This window comes from Halomonas sp. HNIBRBA4712 (genome assembly GCF_043558675.1).
Taxonomy (GTDB): Bacteria; Pseudomonadota; Gammaproteobacteria; order Pseudomonadales; family Halomonadaceae; genus Vreelandella.
Window position 1 is genome coordinate 98,024 of sequence record NZ_JBIFXR010000004.1, and the last position, 25,388, is coordinate 123,411.

21 protein-coding genes are annotated in these 25,388 nt (G+C 61.9%); 7 read left to right on the forward strand and 14 right to left on the reverse strand.

Annotated features, from left to right (window positions below):
• Nucleotides 1-76: 76 nt before the first annotated feature.
• From leuS to ACGK9R_RS09930, 5 genes are read left to right on the forward strand one after another with little or no spacing between them, the layout of a single operon-like run.
• Complete coding sequence (gene leuS, locus ACGK9R_RS09910; RefSeq protein ID WP_394580729.1) at nt 77-2,662, forward strand: leucine--tRNA ligase; 2,586 nt, start codon at nt 77-79, stop codon at nt 2,660-2,662.
• Nucleotides 2,662-3,165, forward strand: coding sequence for an LPS assembly lipoprotein LptE (gene lptE / locus ACGK9R_RS09915; protein WP_394580731.1), 504 nt, complete (start codon nt 2,662-2,664; stop codon nt 3,163-3,165). Before leuS ends, lptE begins: the two co-directional genes overlap by 1 nt.
• Nucleotides 3,162-4,223 carry a DNA polymerase III subunit delta gene (gene holA, locus ACGK9R_RS09920; protein WP_394580733.1) on the forward strand — a complete coding sequence of 354 codons (1,062 nt, stop codon included), beginning with the start codon at nt 3,162-3,164 and terminating at the stop codon, nt 4,221-4,223. Before lptE ends, holA begins: the two co-directional genes overlap by 4 nt.
• Nucleotides 4,224-4,271: 48 nt before the next feature.
• Nucleotides 4,272-4,670: a PA2779 family protein gene (locus tag ACGK9R_RS09925; RefSeq protein ID WP_394580734.1), complete on the forward strand. Its 399-nt coding sequence runs from the start codon at nt 4,272-4,274 to the stop codon at nt 4,668-4,670.
• A gap of 7 nt (nt 4,671-4,677) precedes the next feature.
• The gene (locus ACGK9R_RS09930; protein WP_394580736.1) at nt 4,678-5,613 is read left to right on the forward strand and encodes a PA2778 family cysteine peptidase; all 936 of its coding nucleotides are present in this window, start codon (nt 4,678-4,680) and stop codon (nt 5,611-5,613) included.
• 53 nt (nt 5,614-5,666) lie between these two features.
• Here ACGK9R_RS09930 and sthA read toward each other — a convergent pair whose 3' ends face one another.
• From sthA to ACGK9R_RS09975, 9 genes are all read right to left on the reverse strand, one after another.
• Nucleotides 5,667-7,058: a Si-specific NAD(P)(+) transhydrogenase gene (sthA, locus tag ACGK9R_RS09935; RefSeq protein WP_394580738.1), complete on the reverse strand. Its 1,392-nt coding sequence runs from the start codon at nt 7,056-7,058 to the stop codon at nt 5,667-5,669.
• Nucleotides 7,059-7,140: 82 nt separating this feature from the next.
• Entirely contained in the window at nt 7,141-7,395 is a 255-nt protein-coding gene (nqrM, locus tag ACGK9R_RS09940; RefSeq protein WP_394580739.1) for a (Na+)-NQR maturation NqrM, read from the reverse strand.
• Nucleotides 7,396-7,585: 190 nt separating this feature from the next.
• A complete protein-coding gene (nqrF, locus tag ACGK9R_RS09945) occupies nt 7,586-8,818 on the reverse strand; it encodes an NADH:ubiquinone reductase (Na(+)-transporting) subunit F (protein WP_394580741.1) in 1,233 nt (410 codons plus the stop codon).
• 64 nt (nt 8,819-8,882) lie between these two features.
• The gene (gene nqrE, locus ACGK9R_RS09950; RefSeq protein ID WP_394580743.1) at nt 8,883-9,500 is read right to left on the reverse strand and encodes an NADH:ubiquinone reductase (Na(+)-transporting) subunit E; all 618 of its coding nucleotides are present in this window, start codon (nt 9,498-9,500) and stop codon (nt 8,883-8,885) included.
• A gap of 1 nt (nt 9,501) precedes the next feature.
• On the reverse strand, nt 9,502-10,170 hold the full coding sequence (locus ACGK9R_RS09955; protein WP_394580745.1) for an NADH:ubiquinone reductase (Na(+)-transporting) subunit D: 669 nt from the start codon (nt 10,168-10,170) through the stop codon (nt 9,502-9,504).
• A 2-nt stretch (nt 10,171-10,172) separates the two neighbouring features.
• Nucleotides 10,173-10,994 (reverse strand): Na(+)-translocating NADH-quinone reductase subunit C, encoded by an 822-nt coding sequence (locus ACGK9R_RS09960; protein WP_394580747.1) that lies wholly within the window; start codon nt 10,992-10,994, stop codon nt 10,173-10,175.
• Nucleotides 10,994-12,217 (reverse strand): NADH:ubiquinone reductase (Na(+)-transporting) subunit B, encoded by a 1,224-nt coding sequence (locus ACGK9R_RS09965; RefSeq protein ID WP_394580749.1) that lies wholly within the window; start codon nt 12,215-12,217, stop codon nt 10,994-10,996. The genes ACGK9R_RS09960 and ACGK9R_RS09965 overlap by 1 nt, the downstream gene beginning before the upstream one ends.
• Before the next feature lies 1 nt (nt 12,218).
• Nucleotides 12,219-13,568: a Na(+)-translocating NADH-quinone reductase subunit A gene (locus ACGK9R_RS09970; protein WP_394580751.1), complete on the reverse strand. Its 1,350-nt coding sequence runs from the start codon at nt 13,566-13,568 to the stop codon at nt 12,219-12,221.
• Nucleotides 13,569-13,850: 282 nt separating this feature from the next.
• Nucleotides 13,851-15,308: a glyceraldehyde-3-phosphate dehydrogenase gene (locus ACGK9R_RS09975; protein WP_394580753.1), complete on the reverse strand. Its 1,458-nt coding sequence runs from the start codon at nt 15,306-15,308 to the stop codon at nt 13,851-13,853.
• A 212-nt stretch (nt 15,309-15,520) separates the two neighbouring features.
• On the opposite strand from ACGK9R_RS09975, the gene mfd reads away from it, so the two are divergent.
• Both mfd and ACGK9R_RS09985 read left to right on the forward strand, forming a co-directional pair.
• A complete protein-coding gene (gene mfd, locus ACGK9R_RS09980; RefSeq protein ID WP_394580755.1) occupies nt 15,521-18,973 on the forward strand; it encodes a transcription-repair coupling factor in 3,453 nt (1,150 codons plus the stop codon).
• Between the two features lie 94 nt (nt 18,974-19,067).
• Nucleotides 19,068-20,207, forward strand: coding sequence for a L,D-transpeptidase family protein (locus ACGK9R_RS09985; RefSeq protein ID WP_394580757.1), 1,140 nt, complete (start codon nt 19,068-19,070; stop codon nt 20,205-20,207).
• A 197-nt stretch (nt 20,208-20,404) separates the two neighbouring features.
• On the opposite strand, the gene ACGK9R_RS09990 is transcribed toward ACGK9R_RS09985, so the two are convergent.
• From ACGK9R_RS09990 to topA, 5 genes are all read right to left on the reverse strand, one after another.
• Nucleotides 20,405-20,668, reverse strand: a complete 264-nt coding sequence (locus ACGK9R_RS09990; RefSeq protein WP_394580759.1) for an Lpp/OprI family alanine-zipper lipoprotein — start codon at nt 20,666-20,668, stop codon at nt 20,405-20,407.
• Between the two features lie 226 nt (nt 20,669-20,894).
• The gene (locus ACGK9R_RS09995; protein WP_394580761.1) at nt 20,895-21,524 is read right to left on the reverse strand and encodes a murein L,D-transpeptidase family protein; all 630 of its coding nucleotides are present in this window, start codon (nt 21,522-21,524) and stop codon (nt 20,895-20,897) included.
• 146 nt (nt 21,525-21,670) lie between these two features.
• Nucleotides 21,671-22,141 (reverse strand): 2-hydroxyacyl-CoA dehydratase, encoded by a 471-nt coding sequence (locus ACGK9R_RS10000; RefSeq protein WP_394580763.1) that lies wholly within the window; start codon nt 22,139-22,141, stop codon nt 21,671-21,673.
• A 97-nt stretch (nt 22,142-22,238) separates the two neighbouring features.
• Nucleotides 22,239-22,700: a DUF6586 family protein gene (locus ACGK9R_RS10005; protein WP_394580765.1), complete on the reverse strand. Its 462-nt coding sequence runs from the start codon at nt 22,698-22,700 to the stop codon at nt 22,239-22,241.
• On the reverse strand, nt 22,697-25,324 hold the full coding sequence (gene topA, locus ACGK9R_RS10010) for a type I DNA topoisomerase (RefSeq protein WP_394580767.1): 2,628 nt from the start codon (nt 25,322-25,324) through the stop codon (nt 22,697-22,699). Before topA ends, ACGK9R_RS10005 begins: the two co-directional genes overlap by 4 nt.
• Nucleotides 25,325-25,388: the final 64 nt, after the last annotated feature.

Here is a 25,388-nt window from a genome sequence, read left to right on the forward strand (position 1 = left end):
TACTTGTCTGACACTCGTCATTCTCATTCATACCGCGCCCGCAGGGGCGAATTACGCCAAGGCATTGAAAAAACCGATGGATGCACACTACAGCCCTCGTGAGATCGAACGTGACGCCCAGCAGTACTGGGACAAGAACCAGTGCTTCAAAGCGGTAGAAGACGCCAATCGCGAAAAGTTCTACTGCCTCTCCATGTTCCCCTACCCCAGCGGTAAGCTCCACATGGGCCACGTGCGAAACTACACCATCGGTGACGTGGTCTCGCGTTTTCACCGCATGCAGGGCAAGAACGTGATGCAGCCCATGGGCTGGGACGCCTTCGGCATGCCGGCAGAGAACGCCGCCATCCAGAACCAGGTGCCGCCGGGCGAGTGGACCTACCAGAACATCGACTACATGCGCAACCAGCTGAAGGCGTTGGGCTTCGCCTACGACTGGAGCCGCGAATTCGCCACCTGCGATTCAAGCTACTACCGCTGGGAGCAGTGGTTCTTCGGCAAGCTGATCGAGAAGGGGCTGGTCTACAAGAAGATGTCCACGGTCAACTGGGACCCGGTGGATCAGACGGTGCTGGCCAACGAGCAGGTGATCGAAGGCCGCGGCTGGCGCTCCGGAGCGCTCGTCGAGCGCAAGGAGATTCCGCTGTGGTTTCTGAAGATCACCGACTACGCCGACGAACTGCTGGCGGACCTGGATAAGGTCGAGTGGCCGGAGCAGGTCAAGACCATGCAGCGCAACTGGATCGGCAAATCGAAAGGCGTCGAGCTTAGCTTCGACATCGAAGCCCAAAACGGTGAGACGTGCGAACCGCTGTCGGTGTACACCACCCGCCCGGACACGCTGATGGGCGTGACCTACGTCGCCGTGGCTGCCGGGCATCCGCTTGCCAAAGCCGCCGCCGAGCACAACCCCGAGCTTGCCGCCTTCTGCGAAGAGTGCGCCAAAGGCGGCACCTCCGAAGCCGAGATGGCGACCAAGGAGAAGCTCGGCATGGCCACCGGCCATAGCGCGATCCACCCGATCACCGGCGAGCCGGTGCCGGTGTTCGTTGCCAACTTCGTGCTCATGGAGTTCGGCACGGGTGCTGTCATGGCGGTACCCGCCCACGACCAGCGCGATTGGGAGTTCGCTACCAAGTACGGCGTGGCGATCAAGCCGGTCATCGCGGCGGAAAACGGCGAAGCGCCGGATCTTTCCCAGGCCGCTTATACCGAACACGGCACGCTGATCAACTCCGGCGAGTTCGACGGCCTGGGGTTCGAGGCGGCCTTTGACGCCATCGCCGGCAAACTCAAGGAGCTCGGCCGCGGCGAGGTGAAAACCAACTTCCGCATCCGCGACTGGGGCGTGGCCCGCCAGCGCTACTGGGGCGCGCCGATTCCGGTCAAGTACGGCCCCGAAGGCCAGACCGTGCCGCTGTCTGACGACGAGCTGCCGGTGAAGCTTCCCATGGAAGTCACCGTCGACGCCTCGGGTTCGCCGCTCAAGAAGATGCCGGAATTTTTTGATCTGGGCGACGGCTGGACGCGGGAAACCGACACCTTCGACACCTTCATGGAGTCCTCCTGGTACTTTGCCCGCTTCGCCTGCGCCGACAATCACGATGCCATGCTCGACGAGCGCGCCAACTACTGGCTGCCGGTGGATCTCTATATCGGCGGCATCGAGCACGCCATCCTGCACCTGCTCTACGCGCGCTTTTTCCACAAGCTGATGCGCGATTTCGGCCTGGTCGACTGCGACGAGCCGTTCCAGCAACTGCTCACCCAGGGCATGGTGATCGCCGAAACCTACTACCGCACGCTCGATAACGGCGGCAAGCAGTGGTTCAACCCGGCGGACGTGGAAGTCACCCGCGACGACAAGGGCCGCCCGGTGAGTGCGGTGCTGATGAGCGACGGCCAGCCTGTCGAGATGGGCGGCATCGAGAAGATGTCCAAGTCCAAGAACAACGGGGTCGACCCGCAGTCGATGATCGACCGCTTCGGCGCCGACACCGTGCGCCTGTTCATGATGTTCGCCGCCCCGCCGGAGCAGTCGCTCGAGTGGTCAGACTCCGGCGTCGAAGGCGCGCACCGCTTTTTGAAGCGGATGTGGCGCCAGGTCCAGGAGCACCTGGAAGCCGGCACGCCGGACTCGATTGACACCGCCGCGCTTGATGATGATCAGAAAGCGCTGCGGCGCAAGACCCACGAGACGATCAAGAAAGCGAGCGACGACATCGGCCGTCGCACCACTTTCAATACCGCCATCGCCGCGGTGATGGAGCTTTCCAACGCCATCGGCAAGTTCGATGCGACCTCCGGCCAGAGCCTGGCCGTAGCGCGCGAGGCGCTCGAGGCCTGCGTGCTGATTCTCGCGCCGATTACGCCGCACCTTTGTCACACCCTGTGGCAGGCGCTTGGCCACCAGGAGCCGGCGATCGAGGCGACCTGGCCGGCGGTGGACGAGTCGGCGCTGACCCGCGATAGCCTCGAGCTCGTGGTGCAGGTCAACGGCAAGCTGCGCGCGCGCATCGAGGTGCCGGCCAGCGCCGATAAAGCCGCCGTCGAGCAGCTCGCCATCGCCAACGACAACGTGCAGCGTCATCTGGAGGGTCAAACCGTGCGCAAGGTGATCGTGGTGCCGGGCAAGCTGGTCAATATCGTGGTGGGCGGCTAATGGCTGCTCTTTCACGCCGTCGCCTGCTCGCGTTGGGAGGCGCCGCCGCCACGGCGGCGCTGCTCGTCGGCTGCGGCTTTCAGCTGCGCAGCGCGGACTCACTCCCGACCCTACCGCCGCTCTCGCTCGAGGGCGATACGTCGACCCCGCTTACCCGCGAACTCGAAAGCGTGCTCACCCGCCAGGGCACCGAGGTCACAGCAAACGCGCCCTGGCGCGTCACCCTCGGCGCACCTTCCGTGGAGAACCGGGCGCTTGGCAGCGAAGGCCGCGCCAACCGCGACCACGAGCTGACCATGCGGGTAACGCTTTCGGTCCAGCGCCGCCAGGACAACGCCTATGTGCTCAACAACGAAGTGATGTCGACCTCCACGCGCATTCGTATCAACGATGACGATCTGCTCAACCGCGAAGCGCTGCTCGAGGAAGCGAACCTGACGCTGGCCCGCCAGCTCGCGCGCCGCATCGTCGAGCGGCTGGGGACGCTCGAGGCACCCTCTTGAAGGTATTCGCCGACCAGCTACCCGCCCAGCTCGCCAAAAAGCTCCCCCGAGTCGTGATCGTGGCCGGCGACGAGCCGCTTCAGCACCGCGACGCCTGCGACGCGGTGCGCCAGGCGGCCCGCAGCGCCGGTATCGAGGAGCGCGAAGTGCTCGATGTCGAACCCAACTTCGCCTGGGGGCGACTTCTCGAAACCGCCAGTAACCTGTCGCTGTTCGCCAGCAACAAGCTGCTGGAGCTGCGTTTGGGCAACCAGAAGCTCGGCCAGGAGGGGAGTAAAGCGCTCGCTCGCTACGCCGAGCTGATGGAGCAAAGCGACGACGTGCTCTTGATCAGCATGGGTAAGCTCGACGCCAAGCAGCAGAAGAGCGCCTGGTTCAAGGCGCTCGATAAGCACGGCCTGTTCGTACCTGTGTGGCCGGTGGACGCCTCGCGCCTTGGCTACTGGCTGCGCGACCGCGCCGGGCTCTATAACGTGCAGATCGATCTCGACGCCGCCCGGCTTCTCGGCGAGCGCACCGAAGGCAATCTGCTCGCCGCAGACCAGGAGCTTCAAAAGCTTGCGCTGATCCACCCGCCCAATACGCGGCTCACCGTCGAGAGCATTGCCGTGGGCGTCGAGGATAGCGCGCGCTTCGATGTCTTCAATCTGGCCGACGCCTGCTTGAAGGGCGAGCCGCAGCGCGTCTCGCGTATCGTCGCCGGGCTTCAAAGCGAAGGCGTGGAAGCGCCGATCGTACTCTGGGCGCTGACCCGCGAGCTGCGCACCCTGCTCTCGCTGCACCAGCATCTCGATCAGGGCCAGAGCTTCGAGCACGCCTGCAAAAGCCAGAAACCGATGATCTTCGACAAGCGTCGCCCGGCCTACCAGAAAGCGATCAACCGTCTGCCGATGAAGCGCCTTCATAAGCTGCTGCTGATGGCGCAGCGCCTGGATCTCGCAGTCAAGGGCGCTTCTCGCGTACCGCTCTGGCCCGGGCTTCACGATTTGGCGATGACGATGGGCGGCGCGAAAGGTATACTCGCCGAAACGCCCTGGACCTACCGGGTCGTGGGATAACTGACTTATCAAGAAGCGCCAAGCGCCCCGTTCAAGGATCGAAAAACGATGAAAACCCTGCGTGCCTCTCTTTCTGCTCTGTTGATTCTGGCGCTGGTCGTCACCAGCCTGCCGGTGGTGGCTTCCGTCGATGCCTCCGACCGCGCCCTGATCTCCACGCAGTCGGTGCTCGCAAACGACAAGGCCGGTGCTGAGCGCCAGCGCATCCACGACGTGCTCGCCCGTGCCGACGTGCGCGAGGCGCTGGTCAGCCAGGGCGTCGACCCGGTCGACGTGCAGGCCCGCGTGGCGGCGCTCAGCGACTCTGAGGCCCGCGAAATGGCCGAGCGCCTCGACGACCTGCCCGCCGGCGCCAGCGGTGTAGTGGGTACCCTGTTTGCCGTGTTCATCATTCTGCTGATCACCGACATCCTGGGTTTGACCGACGTTTATCCGTTCACTCGCTAGGTCGTCCATGCCTCGACTTCTCGCCAACGCCCGCACTGCGGGCGTTTTCGTACTCGCGCTGTGGCTTGCCGGCTGCGCCCGCACTCCGGTACTGCTCGACAGCACCTATCAAAGCATCACGCCCCAGGTCGAGCTGGTCGATGTACCCTTCGTTGCCCAGACCGAGTATCAGTGCGGCCCGGCGAGTCTGGCCATGGTGCTTGGTTACCTGGGCCATACGCCTGGCCTCGATACGCTGATTCACGAGGTCTACCTGCCCGCGCGAGAAGGCAGCCTTCAGCCGGAAATGCTCGCAACGGCCCGCCGCCATGACGTGATCGCCTATCCGATACGCCCGACCCTGGATGCGCTATTACACCACCTGGAAGCGGATGAGCCGGTGGTCGTGATGCAGAACCTGGCGCTGCCGATCTACCCGCTGTGGCACTACGCCGTCGCCGTCGGGTTCGACCTTGCTAACGAACAGCTGATTCTGCGAAGCGGCGACATCGAGCGCCATGAGATCGCCTTCAGACGCTTCGACGCCACCTGGGCGCGAAGTGAGCGTTGGGGCTTCGTGGTCAAGCCGCCAGGCGAGCTGCCGGTCGATGTCTCCAAGCGCGCCGCGCTGGATGCGATCAGCGCCTTTGAGGCGCTTAACGGTGCCGGCGCGGCGCTAAGCAGCTGGCAAGCGCTGGTCGAGCGCTATCCCCAGAGCGGGCTTGCCTGGTTTGCGCTCGGCAACGCCTTTTTCGACGAAAACGAGCCTGCCAGCGCTCGCCATGCCTTCGAAGCCGCCACCCACGCCGACCCGGAACTCGGCGCCGCCTGGCTCAACCTGGGGCTTTTGCTTGCAAATGAAGACGACGCTGACGCCGCCCAGCAAGCGTTTGCCCGGGCGGCGGCGCTGGAAGGCCCCTGGCAGGCGCGCGCCCGCGAGCTGCTAAACGACCAAGACGAGTAAGCAGAGACACAAAAGGGCCCGAGGGGCCCTTTTGTCGTTTTGGGTGCGTGGCGTTAGAAAACCCGATTCAGCCCGTTCTGCGCCGCGACGCGGTAGGCCTCGGCCATGGTCGGGTAGTTGAAGGTAGTGCTGACGAAGTAGCGCAAGGTATTGGCATCGCCCTCCTGCTGCATGATCGCCTGGCCGATATGCAGGATCTCGGAGGCCTGGTCGCCGAAGCAGTGAATGCCGAGAATCTCCAGCGTATCCTGGTGAAACAGGATCTTGAGCATGCCGACGGTGTCGCCGGTGATCTGCGCGCGGGCGGTATCCTTGAAAAACGCCTTGCCGACCTCGTAGGGCACCTTCGCCTCGGTGAGCTCGCGCTCGTTGGGCCCAAACGAGCTTATCTCGGGAATGGTGTAAATCCCGGTCGGGATGTCGGTAACGAAGCGGTACTCCTTGTCGAGCAGCTCGTTGCTCGAGTTCAGGCCCTGATCGTAGGCGGCGCTGGCCAGACTCGGCCAGCCGATCACATCCCCGGCCGCATGAATATGAGGAAGCTCGGTACGGTAGTGGTCGTCGACGCTGAGCTGGCCGCGGCCGTTGGGCACCAGCCCGATGTTCTCGAGGCCCAAGCTATCGGTGTTGCCGGTACGGCCATTGGCCCACAAAAACGCGTCGGCACGAATCTTCTTGCCGGATTTCAGGTAGACCACCACCCCGGACTCGTCCGGCTCGACGCGGTCGTACTCCTCGTTGTGACGAATCAGCACGCCGTGCTTGCGCAGGTGGTAGGAGAGCGCGTCGCTGATCTCGGCGTCGAGAAACGAGAGCAGGCTATCGCGGCTGTTGATCAGATCGACCTTGATGCCAAGCCCCGAGAAGATCGAGGCGTACTCGCAGCCGATGACCCCGGCGCCGAAAATCACCATGGTGCGCGGCGTATGCGCCATCGAAAGGATGGTATCGGAGCAGTAGATGCGCGGATGGCTAAAGTCGATGTCGCCGGGCCGGTAGGGGCGCGAGCCGGTGGCGATGACGAACTTCTTCGCCACCAGCTCCTCGACCCCCTCCTGACGATCGCGCACCAGCAGCGTGTGCTCGTCCTTGAAGCGCGCGGTGCCGTGAATCAAATCGATGCGGTTACGCGCGTAAAAGGTAGTGCGCATCTCGACCTGGCGGTCGATGGTGTCGCGGGAGCGCTCCATGACGCGCGGATAGGAGAACATGCGCGGCTCGCCGATATCGCGGAACATGCGGTTGGTATTGAACGCCATGATCTGCTTGACCTGGTGGCGCAGCGCTTTCGAAGGAATCGTGCCCCAGTGGGTGCAGTTGCCGCCGACCCGGGGCTGCTTTTCGATGATCGCCACGCGCTGATCGTTCTTGGCCGCATTGATGGCCGCGCTCTCGCCGGCCGGGCCCGTTCCGATCACCACCACATCGTAATTGTGAACCGCCATACCGTCTGCGTCTCCTCGCTCCATTGTCGTTACGCTCTTGAGCGCATCATCGTCACACTCGTCTTCGCCTCGGGCGGCTTACTCAGCGGCGCGTTGCGTCGTAGCCCAGATCCGCCCCTCGGCTTTCGTCGCTCGCCCGGCGCAGGCTGCCGCGCTTGCGGTTCTCTTCTTCGCAGACCTTGTCCTTGCCGCCGCAGATATCGCAGCCGTCCTTCATGCCGATCGCATTGAGGCCGCCGCAGGAGCCGGCGATCGGCTTACGTCCGACCAGCACGCCCACCGCCATGGCGGTCATGATCAGCGCCATGAAACCCAATACCAGTAGCCAAATAGTCATATCAAGCCTCCTTTACGTACCTGCCCTCAGGACAGCGCAGCGCGTTGAAAGTGCCGTAAACCGAGCCGTTTTGCCATCGTGGCCTGCCTCATTATACCGTAAAGCGCGCGGTATGATCAGGCAGAACCCGTCAGCCATAAAACGAACGGGGCTAGCGATGGCTAGCCCCGTTGCGGACATGAAGGCGATGTTAACCGCCGAAGTCATCCAGCATGATGTTTTCAGGTTCCACACCCATGTCGAGCAGAAGCTTGATCACGGAGGCGTTCATCATGGGCGGCCCGCACATGTAGTACTCGCAATCTTCCGGCGCCGGGTGGTCCTTCAGATAGTTTTCGTACAGCACGTTGTGAATGAAGCCGGTCGGCCCTTCCCAGTTGTCATCCGGTAGCGGGTCGGAGAGCGCCAGGTGCCACTCGAAGTTCGAGAACTCTTCGGCGAGCTGGTCGTACTCTTCGTTGTAGAACGTCTCGCGCCAGGAGCGCGCGCCGTACCAGAACGAGATCTTGCGGTCGGTCTTCAAACGCTTCAGCTGATCGAAGATATGGCTGCGCATCGGCGCCATGCCGGCACCGCCACCCACGAAGATCATCTCGGCGTCGGTGTCCTTGGCGAAAAACTCGCCAAACGGTCCCATGACCTCGACCTTATCACCCTCTTTCAGGCTGAAGACGTAGGTCGACATCAGGCCAGGCGGGTGGCTGGATTTGGGCGGCGGCGTCGCGATACGGATGTTGAACTTCAGAAGGCCCTTCTCTTCCGGGTAGTTCGCCATCGAGTAGGCGCGGATCACTTCTTCGTTGTTCTTGTGGGAAACGTCGAAGAGATTGAATTTCTCCCAATCCTCGCGGTACTCCTCGTCGATATCGAAGTCCGAAAACTTGATGTCGTAAGGAGGCGCGACCAGCTGGACATAGCCACCGGCGCGGAAAGCGACTTCCTCGCCTTCGGGAAGCTTCAGGTTGAGCTCCTTGATGAAGGTGGCGACGTTGGGGTTGGCGGTGACTTCGCACTCCCACTTCTTGACGCCGAACACTTCCTCGGGCACTTCGATCTTCATATCCTGCTTGACCGGTACCTGACAGGAGAGGCGCCAACCTTCTTTCTTCTCACGCATGGTGAAGTGCGACTCTTCGGTCGGCAGAATCGAGCCGCCGCCCTCTTCCACGCGGCACTTGCACTGAGCGCAGGAGCCGCCGCCGCCGCAGGCGGAGGAGAGGAAGATACCGTTGGCCGCCAGGGTGTTCAAAAGCTTGCCGCCGGCCTGGGTCGTCAGGGTGTTCTCGGGGTCGTCGTTGACCTCGATGGTCACGTCCCCGCTACTCACGAGCTTGCTGCGCGCTGCCAGAATGATCGCCGTCAGGCTGATGACGATGATCGTGAACATGACAACACCGAGCAAGATGACGGATGTATCAATCATGTCGGGTTCCTATTGCTGAGGGTTTTCCCACTCGGCGGCCGAAGCCGCCGAGACAACCGGCCGATTAAAGCTGAATGCCCGAAAAGGACATGAAGCCCAGAGACATCAAGCCAACGGTGATGAACGTAATGCCCAGCCCCTGCAGGCCGCCCGGCACATCGCTGTACTTCAGCTTCTCGCGGATACCCGCAAGCGCCGCGATGGCCAGCGCCCAGCCGGTACCGGCACCGAAGCCATACACCACGGCTTCACCGAAATTGTAGTTACGCTCGACCATGAAGAGCACGCCACCGAGGATGGCGCAGTTCACGGTGATCAGCGGCAGGAAAACGCCCAGCGCGTTGTAGAGCGACGGCACGTACTTGTCCAGAAACATCTCCATGATCTGAACGAGTGCGGCGATCACGCCGATGTAGGAGAGAAGGCCAAGAAACGAAAGATCGATGTTCTCGGCACCTTCGATACCGGTCCAGGTCAGCGCACCTTCCTGCAAGAGGTAGGTGAACACCAGGTTGTTCACCGGCACGGTGACGGTGAGCACCACGATGACCGCAATGCCAAGACCGATCGCCGAGGAGACCTTCTTCGATACCGCGAGAAACGTACACATGCCCAGAAAGAAGGCCAGCGCCATGTTCTCGACGAAGACCGAAGCGACGAAAAGGCTCAGATAGTGTTCCATGTTACACGGCCTCCTTCGGCTTGGTGTTTTCCTTCATCTTGAACTCGTTCTCCTCGACCTGCTCCGGGTTGATCGAGCGCAGCACCCAGATCAGAAGGCCGATGATGAAGAACGCGGAAGGCGGCAGCAGCAAAAGACCGTTGGTGATGTACCAGCCGCCGTCCTGAACGGTGGGCAGCACGGTGAAGCCGAATACGCTACCCGCGCCGAGAAGCTCGCGGAAAAAGCCCACGACCATCAGCACGAAACCGTAGCCCAGGCCGTTGCCGATACCGTCGAGAAACGACATGCCCGGCGTATTGGACATGGCGAAGCCTTCGGCGCGGCCCATCACGATGCAGTTGGTGATGATCAGACCCACGAAGACCGAAAGCTGCTTGGACATTTCGTAGGCGTAGGCTTTCAGAATCTGGTCTACCACGATAACCAGCGACGCGATGATGGTCATCTGCACGATGATCCGGATCGCCGAGGGAATGTGGTTGCGAATCAGCGAGACGAACAGATTCGAGAACGAGGTTACGAAAATAACCGCCAGCGCCATGACCAGCGAAACGCTCATGCTGGTGGTCACCGCCAGCGCCGAACAGATCCCCAGAATCTGCAAAGCGATGGGGTTGTTCTGGAATATGGGCGCGGTCAACACGCCCTTTGCATTAGCTTCCGCCATGATCAAGCCCCCTCAACGTCGTTGAAGTCGGTGTCGGTCTCTTCGGCGTCTTCCGGGTCGGTACCTTCACGGAACTTCGCCAGATACGGGCCGAAGCCTTCCTCGCTGAGCCAGTACTGCAGCATGTTGGTCACGCCATTACTGGTCAGCGTGGCGCCGGACAGCGCGTCCACTTCGTACTCACTGCTGGCACCGCCCTTGGTCAGGTGGATCTCCGGCGAAAGGTCGCCCTCGTCGTCGTAGATCTTCTTGCCTTCCCACTGCGCTTGCCAGCGCGGGTTGTTCACTTCAGCACCCAGCCCCGGGGTTTCGCTGTGTTCGAAGTAGGTGATACTCACGATAGTGTTGCCATCGCCTTCGACGGACAGGAAGCCGCGCATACGACCCCAAAGGCCCTGACCGCGAATCGGCAGAACGATCTGATCCGGTGAATCCGGGTCACCGACCAGGTAAACGGTGGCGTAGTACTCGACTCGCGAAAGCCCCGCGATATCACGATCACCCGACAGCGTGCGGCCGGTGGCCGGGTCACGCGCGGCTTCGAAGCCGTCGTACTGGTCCGGGTCGAACTCGTCAGTGTAGTCGCCGGTTTCGAGCTCGACCACGCGACCGGTGATCTGCTCGGCGAAGGCCTCTTCCACATCCATGCCCGGCTCGTAGAGCTTGGCGACGTTGAGGATATTGGTCTTGCGGTCGAGCTCCTGGTTGAGCTGCTGAGTCGGGCGTAGCGCGACCGCCGCGGTGGAGACGATCACCGAGCAGACGATACACAGCGAAAACGCCACGATCAGAATTTTCTTGATGGAGTTGTTACCTTGTGCCATTAGGCAGTCTCCTCGGCCGGTGCGCCGACACGCTTCTTACGACGCTTGACGTTGGCCTGGACGAAGAAGTAATCGATCAAGGGCGCGAACAGGTTGGAGAACAGGATCGCCAGCATGATGCCTTCCGGGAACGCCGGGTTCACCACGCGGATCAATACCGTCATTACACCGATCAGCGCACCGAAGACCAGGCGGCCCTGGTTGGTCATCGACGCCGACACCGGGTCGGTGGCCATGAACACCATGCCGAAGGCGAAACCGCCGATCACCAGATGCCAGTACCAGGGCATGGCGAACATCGGGTTGGTCTCGGAGCCGATCAGGTTGAACAGCGTACTGGTGATCACCATACCGAGGAACACCCCGAGCATGATTCGCCAGGAGGCGATGCGCGTCCAAAGCAGCACCGCCGCACCCAACAGGATCGCCAGCGTCGACACCTCACCCACCGAGCCCGGTACGAAGCCGAAGAAGGCGTCGGTCCAGCTGAAGGTGTTGGTCAGGGTATCCATACCGTCCTGGAAGGCCATCGAAAGCGCGGTCGCGCCGGTGTAGCCGTCGGCGGCGACCCAAACGCTGTCACCGGAGATTTGCGCCGGGTAGGCGAAGTACAAAAACGCCCGGCCGGTCAGCGCGGGGTTCAAGAAGTTCTTGCCGGTGCCGCCGAATATCTCCTTGCCGATCACCACACCGAAGGTGATGCCCAGCGCTACCTGCCAAAGCGGAATGGTCGCCGGCAGAATCAGCGCGTAGAGCACCGAGGTGACGAAGAAGCCTTCGTTGACTTCGTGGCCGCGCTTGAGCGCGAACAGCACTTCCCAGAACCCGCCAACGGCGAAGGTCACCAGATAGATCGGCAGAAAGTAGGTCGCGCCGAGCACGAAGTTGGCCCAGAAGCTGCCCGGGTCGTGGCCGCCGGCAAGCGCCATCATCACGGCTTCGCGCCAGCCGCCCATCGAGGCGTAACCGGCGTCGATAGCGACGTTGGCCTGCCAACCCGCGTTCCACATGCCAAAGAACATGGCCGGGAAGGTACACAGCCACACGGTGATCATGATCCGCTTGAGATCGATCCCGTCACGTACGTGGGCGGTGGTCTTGGCCACGCTCGGCGGCGAGTAGAAAATGGTGTCTACGGCTTCGTAAAGCGGGTAGAGCTTCTCGTACTTGCCACCCTTGTGGAAGTGCGGCTCGAGCGTGTCGAGTGTCTGTCGAATACCCATATCAGGCCTCTTTCTCGATCATGGTGAGATTGTCACGCAGGATAGGGCCGTACTCATATTTGCCCGGACAAGCGTACGTACACAGAGCCAGATCTTCTTCGTCGAGCTCCAGACAGCCGAGGTCCATGGCAGATTCGATGTCACCCACGATCAAAGAGCGTAGAAGCTGGGTCGGCATCACGTCCAAAGGCATGACCCGCTCGTAATTACCCACCGGCACCATCGCCCGCTCGGAGCCGTTGGTGGAGGTGGTCGGCGCGAAGTTATGCAGTCCCTTGAATTTGGAGAGATAAATACCCATGACCGAGTGGCGATTGGCACCCGGCGAGAGCCAGCCCATGAAGGTACGCTTGTTGCCCTCTTCAAGCAGGCTCACCTGGTTGTGAAAGCGCCCCAGATACGTGAGCTGCCCTTCGGCGGCAAAACCGGAGAACACAGAGCCGGAAATCATTCGGGTATCGTGAGGTTCGATCACTTCGCCGGCCAAAAGCTCCTCGAGGCTCGCCCCGATACGGGTACGCATCAGGCGCGGCTTTTCAGCGCGCGGGCCGCCCACGGCGATGATACGGCTGACGTCGAGTTTGCCTTCGACGAACAGCTTGCCGAACGCGATCACGTCCTGATAACCGATGTGCCAAACCTGCTTGTGCAGTGCCACCGGTGAAAGGTAGTGAATGTGCGTGCCGACAAGCCCCGCCGGATGCGGACCCTTAAAGCTTTCGCTCTTGACGCCGCTCAAGTCGGCGCCGGGAATCGAGGCGTCTTCACCCGTGCACAGAAAAACGTTGCCCTCGGTCAGGCGGGTTAGCACCTTGAGGCCGTCTTCGAATGCCTGGGTATTTTCGTTGATGATCAGCGCCGGATCCGGGCTGAGTGGATGGGTATCCACCGCCGTCACGAAGATATCGGCGGGTTTGGCGTCGAGCGCCGGCGTACGCGAGAACGGACGCGTGCGCAGCGCCGTCCAGAGTCCGGTTTCGACCAGTTGATCGACGACCAGCTGCCGGTCGAGATTGCCCAGCGCGTCACGCTCGTGCGAGGCGAACGTCTGTACTTCTTCGCTCTCATCGACTTTGATGACTACGGAGAGTAGCCGTCGTTTTTCGCCACGGTTAATGGCCACTACTTCACCACCGGCGGGTGCGGTAAAACGCACGCCGTCGATTTTCTTGTCGGTGAAGAGCAGCTGGCCCAGTTTGACCTTGTCCCCTTCCTGAACTTCCATGGTCGGCTTCATGCCAACGTAGTCAGTTCCCAGGATAGCCACGTGGCGCACCGGTTGCGCATCGTCGATACGCTGCTCCGGGGCACCCGTGATGGGAAGATCCAGGCCTTTTTTGACTTCGATCATAGTCTCGCCCAGTTGATGGATCGGATATACGAAGGTAAGGGGTTCGAAAGCTTCTTTTCTGCAAAGAGAGTTTTTGTTGGCGGTGCAGATTGTTACCAGTCAGGCTCAAGCAATCTTGAACCACCCCGAAAAAATCTACCGTATTATAAAGACAAGCGCGTCCAATGACCACATCCCCCGCTGCCTCCTAAAGTGTTATATACATATAGGTTTCATTTTATTCGGCGCATAAAAAACGCCACCTCGCGGTGGCGTTGGTGCGTACTGTTGCTTCCTGCCGGCTCAGGCGTGGGGCAGCTTCAAGAACTCGACGTTGGACATGTGCTGCAGAATGCGGATCACCTGGCAGCTGTAGCCGAACTCGTTGTCGTACCACATGTAGACCACCGCGTGGTGTCCGTTGGCGATGGTCGCCTTGGCGTCGACGATGCCGGCGTGACGGTTGCCGACGAAGTCCGACGACACCACTTCCGCCGAGTCGACGAAGTCGATCTGTTTCTGGTAGGCGGAGTCAATCGACATGCGGCGCAGATAGTCGTTGAGCGCGGCGGCATCGGTCTCTTTTTCGAAGGTCAGGTTCAAAATCGCCATCGATACGTTGGGCGTCGGTACGCGGATGGCGTTACCGGTCAGCTTGCCCTCGAGCTCCGGCAGCGCCTTGGCGACCGCTTTGGCCGCGCCGGTTTCGGTCAACACCATGTTGAGCGCGGCGCTGCGGCCGCGCCGGTCACCCTTGTGGTAGTTGTCGATCAGGTTCTGGTCGTTGGTGTAGGCGTGGACGGTCTCGACGTGACCGGTCTTGACGCCATACTCGTCGTTAAGCACCTTGAGCACCGGCACGATGGCGTTGGTGGTACAGGACGCCGCCGACACGATGCGATCCTGCTCGCCGATCGCGGTGTGGTTGATGCCGTAAACGATGTTCTTGATATCGCCCTTGCCCGGCGCGGTCAGAAGCGCCTTGGCCACGCCCTTGCACTCCAGATGCTGGCCAAGGCCCGCTTCGTCGCGCCAGATGCCGGTGTTATCGACCACCACGGCGTTGTCGATGCCGTAGGCGGTGTAGTCGATCTCGGAAGGCGAGTCGGCGTAGATGACCTGCACCACGTTGCCGTTGATGGTCAGGGTGCGCGCCTCGGCGTCGACGGAAATCGAGCCCTCGAAAGGCCCATGCACCGAGTCGCGGCGCAAAAGGCTCGCGCGCTTTTCAAGATCCTTGGCGATGTCGCCGCGCCCGCGCACGACGATGGCGCGTAGACGCAGCAGATTACCGCCGCCGGCTTTCTCCACCAGTACGCGAGCCAGCAGCCGGCCGATGCGGCCAAACCCGTAAAGCACCACGTCCTTGGGCTCACCGATGCCCGCGCCGGGCTGATAACCGTCGACGATCTCGGAAAGTTCGCGAGCGAGAAAGGCTTTCAAATCGCCGCCGCCCTGACGCTTGAAACTGACCCCGAGCTTGCCGATATCGACGTGGGCCGGCCCCAGGTTCATCGCCACCATCGCCTCGACGATCGGGAAGGTATCCTGAACCGACAGCTCCGTGCCCTCGATTTTACGCACGAAGCGGTGATCCTTGAGAATCCGGATGACCGATTTCTTGATCAGCGAGCGCCCAAACATAGTCGCGACAACGTTGTTCTGACGGTAGAGCTTGCCGACCAGCGGAATCATCTGCTCGGCAAGCGCTTCGTCGCTTTGCCACTGTTGAAAAACGTTATCGAGCGTTGGCTGACTCACGGGCGGGCCCCTTTGCGGTTGAAATGTAAACGCCGCGTATTATCCGAAGGTTACGATCGAACCGCAATCAAAGGATAGTCGCACGCCGTGTAGGGGTATTACACAAATGCCCACTTGACTACAAACCCGAAACGCGGTTGGCGCCACCCCTCTGCCGGACGCGACCGATGGTGTATGATAAGACTTTTGTCCAAGCGCGCAGATTCAAGTCTATGTCCTCTTTCTCCCTGCTCGACCCGCCGCGCCCCCAGGGGGTGCGGGACACGCTCTACCTGACGGCGCCGCCGGGCAGTGCCACGGCCCTAGCGCTTGCCAACATCGCCGACGACGGCCCGCTTCTGATCGTCACCCCCAGCACCGCAAGCGCCCAGCGCCTGGAGCAGGACCTGGCGTTCTACAGCCAAGTGCCGGTGCTGCCCTTCCCGGACTGGGAAACACTGCCCTACGACAGCTTTTCGCCGCACCAGGATATCGTCTCGGCCCGGCTTAGAACCCTCAAACTGCTCCAGGAAGGGGTCAAGGGCATCGTGCTGGTGCCGATCAACACGCTGATGCAGCGCCTGGCGCCGGTCTCCTATATCGCCGGGCGGGTGATGTCGCTCGAAACCGGCGCCACGCTCGATCGTGAAAGCTTTCGCGAGTCGCTTTCGCGGGCCGGCTACCGGGCGGTGGAAACCGTTTATGAGCCCGGTGAGTACGCCATGCGCGGCGCGCTGATCGACCTTTTCCCGATGGGGGTGGATGAGCCCATCCGGATCGACCTGTTCGACGAAGAAATCGACACGCTGCGCCACTTCGACCCGGGCAACCAGCGCTCGACGGAAAAAGTCGAGGCGATCGAGCTGCTGCCCGCCCACGAGTATTCGCTCAGCCGCAGCGCCATCGCCTGCTTTCGCGAACAGTTCGAAACCCTGTTCGACGTCGACCCGCGCCAGTGCCCGCTCTACAACGACGCGCTCAAGGCGATTCCCTCGCCGGGGCTCGAGCACTACCTGCCGCTGTTCTTCGACGAAACTGCCTCGCTTTTCGAGCACGTAACTCGCGATACCCGCGTCGCGCTGCTGCCCGGCGTGTTCGAAGCCGCCGAGCAGCACTGGCGCGCCATCGAGTCGCGCTATGAAAATCTCGGCGTCGATCCGACCCGCCCGCTGTTACCGCCGGGCCGCGCCTTCATTCCCGTCAACGACGTGTTCTCCCAGATCAAGGAGCGTGCGCGGCTGGAGCTTCTCGAAGAGGGCGCGAACCACCGCCACGCCCACACGCCGAGGGCGCGAGCGCTACCTCCGCTTGCGCTCGACGCCCGCGCCAAAAAGCCGCTGGCCGCGCTGGAAGCCTTTCTCGCCGCGCAGCCGCAAACCCGTGTGCTGTTCGTCGCCGAGTCCCGCGGGCGCCGCGAAGCGCTCGAGGAGCTTCTGGCACCGCTGCGCCTGAAGCTCACTCAGGTGGCGGACTTCGGTGCCTTTCTGGCGGGAAGTGAGCGCGCCGCGATCACCGAAAGCCAGGTGGCGAGCGGGCTATGGTTAACCGAGCCGGACGTGGCGGTGATCACCGAAACCGAGCTGTTCGGCGACGTGGTGCGCCAGAGCCGGCGTCAGGAGAAGGCCACCGACGACAACGAGCTGGCGGTGCGCCACCTTTCAGAGCTCAAGGAAGGGGCGCCGGTGGTTCACCAGGCCCACGGCGTGGGGCGCTACCTGGGCCTTCAGGCGCTCGAGGCCGGCGGCCAGGCCAACGAATTTCTAACCCTCGAGTACGACGGCGGCGCCAAGCTTTACGTTCCGGTGGATAGCCTGCATCTCATCTCGCGCTACAACGGCGCCGATGACGAGCACGCGCCGCTGCACAAACTGGGCTCGGATCAGTGGGAGAAAGCGCGGCGCAAGGCCGCTGAGAAGATCCGCGACACCGCCGCCGAGCTTCTTGATATCTACGCCCGGCGCGAGGCCCAGCAGGGTACGGTCTACGAAACGCCGGACGCCGAGTACCACCGCTTCGCCTCGAGCTTCCCTTTCGAGGAGACGCCGGACCAGAAGCTGGCGATCGAATCGGTAATCAACGACATGATCTCGCCCCAGCCGATGGATCGGGTGGTGTGCGGCGACGTTGGCTTTGGCAAGACCGAAGTCGCCATGCGCGCGGCGTTTCTGGCAGTGCAGTCCGGTCGCCAGGTGGTGGTGCTGGTGCCCACTACCCTCCTCGCCCGCCAGCACTTCGAGAACTTCCGCGACCGTTTCGCCGACACCGCCGTCAACATCAGCCTGATTTCACGCTTCACCGGCGGCAAGGAGATGAGCAAGACCCTTGAAAGCATCAAGGAGGGCCAGGCGGACATCGTCATCGGCACCCACAAGCTTTTGTCGAAAAGCGTCGAGCTGCCGAAAATGGGCCTGCTGATCATCGACGAGGAGCACCGCTTCGGCGTGGCGCAGAAGGAGAAGCTCAAGACCCTGCGCGCGGAAATCGACATTCTCACGCTGACTGCCACGCCGATCCCCCGCACGCTCAACATGGCGATGAGCGGCATTCGCGATCTTTCGATCATCGCCACCCCGCCGGCGAAGCGGCTCTCGGTCAAGACCTTCGTCCAGCAGCGCAACGAAAGCCTGATCAAGGAGGCGCTGCTGCGCGAGATTCTGCGCGGCGGCCAGGTCTACTTCCTGCACAACGAGGTCAAGACGATCGAGAATACCGCCGAGGCGCTGCGCGAACTGGTGCCAGAAGCCCGCGTTGGCGTGGCCCACGGCCAGCTCCCGGAGCGAAGCCTCGAGCGGGTGATGTCGGATTTCTACCACCGCCGCTTCAACGTGCTGGTATGCTCGACGATCATCGAAACCGGTATCGATGTCCCGAGCGCCAACACCATTTTGATCGAGCGGGCGGACAAGTTCGGCCTGGCCCAGCTTCACCAGCTGCGCGGGCGCGTCGGGCGCAGCCACCACCAGGCCTACGCCTACCTGCTCACCCCGCCGCCCAAGGCGATGACCCGCGATGCGATCAAGCGCCTCGAGGCGATCAGCGCCTCCATTGATCTGGGCGCGGGCTTTCAGCTCGCCAGTCACGACATGGAGATTCGCGGCGCCGGGGAGCTTCTGGGCGACGAGCAGAGCGGCCAGATGGAGACCATTGGCTACTCACTCTACATGGAGATGCTCGACCGCGCGGTGAAAGCGATTCGCGCCGGCAAGACGCCCAACATCGACGCGCCGTTCAATACCGGTGTCGAAATCAGCCTCAACCTTCCGGCGCTGATTCCCGACGACTATATTCACGACGTGCAGCAGCGGCTGGTGATGTACAAGCGTATCGCCAATACCCAGAGTGACGCCGAGCTCAAGGAGCTGCAGGTCGAGCTGATCGACCGCTTCGGCCTGCTGCCCGCACCGCTCAAGAACCTGATGCGCCAGACCCGGCTACGCCACCGCGCCGAAGCGCTAGGCGTGGCGCGTATCGAGGCTGGCGAAAGCCGCGGGCGAATAATGTTTGGCGGCGAGACCCGGGTCGATCCGCTCACCCTGGTGAAATTGATCCAGACCTCGCCGGAGCACTACCGGCTGGATGGCTCGGACACCTTGAGATTCGAATTCGACATGGCCAAAAGCGAACAGCGCTTCGAGGCCGTTGAAAACCTGCTCGGACTTCTCAACCAAAAAGTAGCGGCGGCGTGAACCTTGATGCAAACTTAACCCCACGCCGCATGGATAAGCGGATTGGACCGATTCAACCCCCGACCCGCAGTGGACCCACTCATCAGGAATGACCATGACTAAACGACGCACTCTCAATCTTTGGGGGTCGACCAGCCTGGCGGTACTGCTGGCGGCCAGCCTCAACGCCCCCGCACTCGCTCAGCCAAGCGGCGAGCAGCCGCCGGTAGCCACGCCTTCGCTTGACAAGGATGCGCTGGCGAGCGCCGACCAGGTCGCCGCCGAGCGCGAGTTGCCCCGCGGCCACTTCCGCCTGCCGGACGAAGGCGATATCGTCGGCCAGTACTATACCGTAACGGTCGAAGACTCGGAGCAGACCCTGCTCGACATCGCACGCCGCCACAACATCGGCTTCGAAGAGATTCGCATGGCCAACCCGGAGGTGAGCATGTGGGTGCCCGGTGAAGGCACCGAGGTCGTGATCCCCGCCCAGTACATCCTGCCGCCGGCAGAGCGCAAGGGCATCGTGGTGAATCTCTCGGAGCTTCGCCTTTACTACTACCCGGCGGACAATCCGGGGATCGTCGAAACCTACCCGGTCAGCGTGGGTCGCGATGAGTTCGCCACTCCGGTCGGCATGACCCAGACCACCGTCAAGGTGAAGGACCCGGCCTGGTCACCCCCCGCCTCCATGCGTCGTGAAGCCGCCGCGCGCGGCGAGCCGGCGCCCTCGGTCGTACCGGCGGGCCCGGACAACCCTCTGGGCCGCCACGCGATCCTGCTGGGCATGCCGAGCTACCTGATTCACGGCACCAACCGTCCTGACGGCGTGGGCATGCGCGTGAGCCGTGGCTGCATCCGTATGTACCCGGAAGACATCGAGTCGCTTTACGAGCGCGTACCCAGCGGCACTCAGGTCAACCTGATGGATGCACCTTTCAAGGCTGGCTGGGGCGCCGACGGCACGCTGTTCGTCCAGTCCTACCCGCAGCTCGAAGAGAACGTGGGCGACTTCGAGCCGCTTCTGAACGCCATCGAGCGGGTCGAGTCGCTGACCGATGAAAACATCGAGATCGACTACGCCCAGGTCAAGCAGGCGGTCGAGTCGCCCAATGGCCGCTTCGTGGCGCTCTACGGCCCCCAGGCACCCGTGGCACAGCCCGAGTCCCCCGCCGAGCAAGCACCCTCCGAGCGCCGTGGCTTGTTCGAGGATATCGAGCTCAGCGCCACCGCCGAGCGTGACAGCGACGCCTGATTGGCGCCCCGCTAGATAAGGGGCTATCCGCAAAGGGGCTATCGTCTGACGGCGATAGCCCTTTTTTTGTACAGGTTCCGCACTTTCGTTTGCGCCTGAGCTGCCATTCAGGCATTAAAAAACCCCGCACGAGGCGGGGTTTTTCACAGCTTACGCAGACCGCTGAGCCAACAATCAACTCAGTGGTCCATGCAGAATTACTTCTGCATGGAGCGCTGGAACTGACGGCTCATTTCTTCACGGCTTTGCTCGGTCATCTGCAGAGCGGCTTGCGCGTCACGCTGAGCCTGGTTTGCAGTGTTCAGAGCCTGTGAAGCCATGCTGCGAGCTTCTGCGGCGTCAGCCTGGGCAGACTCGGCAGTCATGCGAACTTCTTCCAGAGCGCTGGTAGAAGCACAGCCAGCCAGAACGGCCAGAGAAGCAGCAGCAGCGGTCATTTTCAGAGCAGTCTTCAGAGTCATGATGTTCTCCTTGAGTCTTCCTTGGGTACTACGTTGAAGGTATGACAAAAAACAGGCTAGAAGCTAGCTGAAACTTTGTCTACCTGCGGTGCAGGTTCTTTTCGGTGACTGGCACCAATAACTTAGGTCATGCTGCCAAAGTCAAACGCTGTTTTATATTAGTCCACAGCGCTTGTCTATAGCCACCTCTTTAAAACCCGGAACTTCCTTATGGACCATCATCATACTAGCGGATCACGACGCGAGTGCCAACATCCACGAGCGACGCGATGCGCTCGATCTGCTGATTGTTCACGGCGATACAGCCTTGGGTCCAGTGATAACGCCCGTGGATCTCCGGGTCGGAGGTCCCGATACCGTGAATCCCGATAGCGCCCCCCAGCGCAGTATCTTGCGGCGGAAAGCCGTAGCGGCGGTATTCATCGAAATAGGCCTCGTAATCAGCCTGAGAATAAATACCCGTTTCCAGCGCCATACGTGCATGGGGGGGCGTAGGATAATCGATTCCGATGAAGATGTGCCACTTGCTTTGGCGATTGAAGCGGTAAACCCGAAACTCCCCCAGCGGCGTAGTGCTATCGCCGCGAACGCGCTGGGTTCGCGCCCCCCCGGTGCCCAGCGAAATCGGCGCAAAGCGCTCGATCAGGGTATTGCCGCGGAAAATGCTCAGCACCGCCTCCTTGTCGTCGATCAGCACCCAAAGCTCATTGCTATGGCGCGGCGTTGCGGCATGGCTCAAGATCGTTGCGACGATATCGCTGACGGGAGGCGGACTTGCGGGGGCGGTGACGCTTGCACTGGCCACGGCGGGAAACCCCATGGCGAGCGCCAGAAAGCGGCGGCGGTTTACAGGCATCGAACGGCTCTCGGGTACTGGCCAGCGGGCCGGCCAACGGGTATGGGTGATGTATCGCGTACTTGGGACGTTTATACCCTATCGCCCCGGCACCTGTCAGCGCCAGCGCGTTAAAAAGGCGTTTCGCTAGTGATCACCCGCAGCGCCTAGATATCCTCGAACTCGCGGATGCTGGTGACGATCTTTCTAAGCTCGGCCTCGTGACCCTGGGCAAGCGCGTCGAAAAACGTGCGCTCCGCCTCGATTTTGGCACACTCGGCGCGATGGGCGTAGAGCGCGCGCAGGTTCTCCTGGGCTTCCGAGGCGGTTTCGATGACACCGTCGATCGACGTGGACACGTTGCTCTCGACAATGGCATCGAGCTTCGGCGGCTGGGGGAAATCACCGCTCTCGTCGAACCAGAGCTCCATCACTTCACTGTGATCCGAGCCGTCGTGAAACAGCGCCTCGAGACCGCTTCGCATCTTGACCTCGCGGGTTGCAAGGTACGTAAGCGCCATGGAGAGACGCTCGTCATCGGTGCGCTCGGCACCGTCGCTATAGCGTTTGGCCATGCGGGCGTGGTAGCCCGCTGCCCATTTCATCAAATCCTTGACCTGGTTATAGCGCGTATCCATGACATCTCCTTGTGAACCTTGAAAGTGGCAAGCGTCGCTTGCTCGATACACACTCTAGAGCCCTGATCGTAAACAGGGTTCCCGACGAGCGTGTGCACTACCACTCGTGACTGGTTTCGCGCAGCGCCGCCATCTCCTGCTTGGCAGATTGAAGATGCGAGTAAAACTCATCGCCAAGCGAGGCGTTGCTTTCGAGCGCGATCATCGAAGGATTGTAGGCAGGCCGTTTGGCGGCGCCATCATCACCGTGAAGTTTCAACAGCATACCCACTAGCCAGCCAAGCCAGCTCTGTGGCTGCGCAGCCAACTCGCGCAAACGAATGAGTTCGGCAAGCGCAGGGCCGTCGGCGCCCAGAAGCACCTGCCAGCGTCGGGTATCGAGTCGCGCGTGCTCGGTGATCTCGGCCAGAAAGCTTTCCAGCGCCAGTTCGAAAAGCGCAAGCGCACCCTCTTCGATCGCCATCTGGCGCGTCACGGCGTGCTCATCTTCCTGAATCGGCGTTTCGATCAGAAGCTCGGCCTGGTAGAGCAGCTGCGAAGTACGGGTACGGGCACTCACTTGCGCTTATCCTCCACGTGCCATTTACCGGCTTCGAAGGTGGCTTTCCAACCGGTCGCCTTGCCCTCTTCGTCGGTCATCACGTACTGCTCCTTGTTCTTGCGCGAGTAGCGGATCTGCGCCGGACGGCCATCCGGGTCTTCGCTGGGCGCCTTGAGGATGAAGTGGTACTTCTCCGGCAGTTCGTCCTTGTGCGCCTTGAGCTCCTTGACCAGCGGCGGGCGGGTTTCACGGTTCTTGGGGAACTTGCTGGCCGCCAAAAACAGGCCGCTGGCACCGTCGCGCAGCACGTAATGGTCGTCCACCTTCTGGCAAGCGAGCTCCGGCATCGGGATCGGGTCCATTTTCGGCGGCGCCACCTCACCGCTTCTCAACAGTTTGCGGGTGTTCTTGCACTCACTGTTGGTACAACCGAAGTACTTGCCAAAGCGCCCGGATTTGAGCTGCATCTCGGAGCCGCACTTGTCACACTCGATCACCGGGCCGTCGTAGCCCTTGATCTTGAATTTGCCCTGCTCCACGGCGTAGCCGTCGCAGTCCGGGCTCTGGCCACAGATATGCAGCTTGCGCGTCTCGTCGATCAGGTAGCTGTCCATCGCCGTACCGCACTTGTCGCAGCGGCGCTTGGCGCGCAGCGCGTCGGTTTCCGCCTCCTCATTGGCGTCCTCGGCGACCACCTCGTCGCCCGGGATCAAATCGATCGTGGTCTTGCAACGCTCCTTGGGCGGCAGGTTGTAGCCGCTGCAGCCCAGAAAAACCCCGGTCGAGGCGGTGCGAATCTGCATCTTGCGCCCGCAGGCCGGACAATCGATATCCGTCGGTACCGGCTGGTTGGGGCGCATGCCCTCGTCGCTTTCGGCGCGGGATAGCTCCTGGCGAAACTCTTCGTAGAAGCTATCGAGCAGCGCCTGCCAGTTGCGCTCGCCTTCCGCCACCTCATCGAGGCTATCCTCCATACGCGCGGTAAAGGAGAAGTCCATCAGATCCGGGAACGACTCTTTCAAACGCTCGGTGACGATATCGCCGAGTTTCTCGGCGTAGAAACGCCGACTCTCGAGCTTGACGTAGCCGCGGTCCTGAATGGTCGAGATGATCGCCGCGTAGGTCGACGGCCGCCCGATGCCCTGCTTTTCGAGCTCCTTGACCAGGCTCGCCTCGGTGTAGCGCGCCGGCGGCTTGGTGAAGTGCTGCTGAGGGTCGAGCGCCTCCAGGGTCATCGGTGTGTCGATGGGTAGATCCGGCAGGCTTTGATCCTCGTTCTTGCCCGCGGGTTTGATCACCCGGGTGTAACCGTCGAATTTCAGCACGCGGCCCTTGGCGCGCAGCTCAAAGCCGTCGACCTCCACACTCAGGGTGCTGGAGAGATACTCCGCCGGTACCATTTGGCAAGCCACGAACTGACGCCAGATCAGCTCGTAAAGGCGCTCGGCGTCGCGCTCCATCGAGGCCAGATCGCCCGCCTTGCGCTCCACGCTCGATGGGCGAATCGCTTCGTGAGCCTCCTGGGCGCTCTCCTTGCTGGTATAGCGCACCGGGTTGTCGGGCAGATAGCGCTTGCCGTATTCGCTTTCGATATAGTCCCGCGCACTCGCCACCGCATCCTTTGAAAGATTGGTGGAGTCGGTACGCATATAGGTGATGTAGCCCGCCTCATACAGCCGCTGGGCCATGGTCATGGTCTTCTTCACCGAAAAGCCCAGACGGCTGCTGGCCGCCTGCTGCAGCGTCGAGGTGATGAAGGGCGCGCCGGGTTTGGAGCGGGTCGGTTTGTCTTCGCGATGGGTAATCGAAAGCGAGGCGCTTTTGAGTGCCTCGATGCGAGAAAGCGTCTCGTCTTTCGAGGTCGGGCGAAACGCCTGGCCATCCTGGCGAGCCAGGGCGAAGCGCACCGGCACGCCGTCCGGCGAGACCAGATCGGCGTGCACGTCCCAGAACTCCTCGGGGATGAAGGCGCGGATATCGCGCTCGCGCTCAACGATCAGGCGCACCGCCACCGACTGCACGCGCCCGGCGGAGAGCCCGCGAGCGATTTTCGCCCACAACAGCGGCGAGAGCATGAAGCCGACCACTCGGTCGAGAAAGCGCCGCGCTTGCTGAGCTTCGACCCGGGGAATGTTGAGCGCCCCCGGCGCCTTGAACGCATCCTGAATGGCGTTTTTAGTGATCTCGTTGAACACCACGCGCTTGTAGCGGGCGTCGTCACCGCCGATGGTCTCGCGCAGGTGCCAAGCGATCGCCTCCCCTTCGCGGTCCAAATCCGTTGCCAGGTAGACGGCATCGGCCTTCTCGGCGAGCTTCTTGAGCTCGGCGACGACTTTCTCCTTACCGGGCAGTATCTCGTAGTTGGCCTCCCAGCCGTTGGCCGGGTCGATCCCCATGCGGCGAATCAGCTGATCGTGGGATTTCTTCTTTTTATACTCCGCCTTCTCTTCCGGCGAGAGCTTACGGGTCGCCGCGGCCTGTCGCGCGCGCTCCTTGGGGTCGACGGCGGTCTTGCCCGAGCCGCTGGTCGGCAGGTCACGTATGTGACCTACGCTCGACTTAACGATGAAATCGTTGCCGAGGTATTTATTGATCGTCTTCGCCTTGGCGGGCGACTCGACGATGACCAGTGACTTGCCCATAGTGCTCCACTTCCTGTTGCTTAAGCTCTCGAAAACGGCGTTCCAGGACGCTCTCGAACCTACG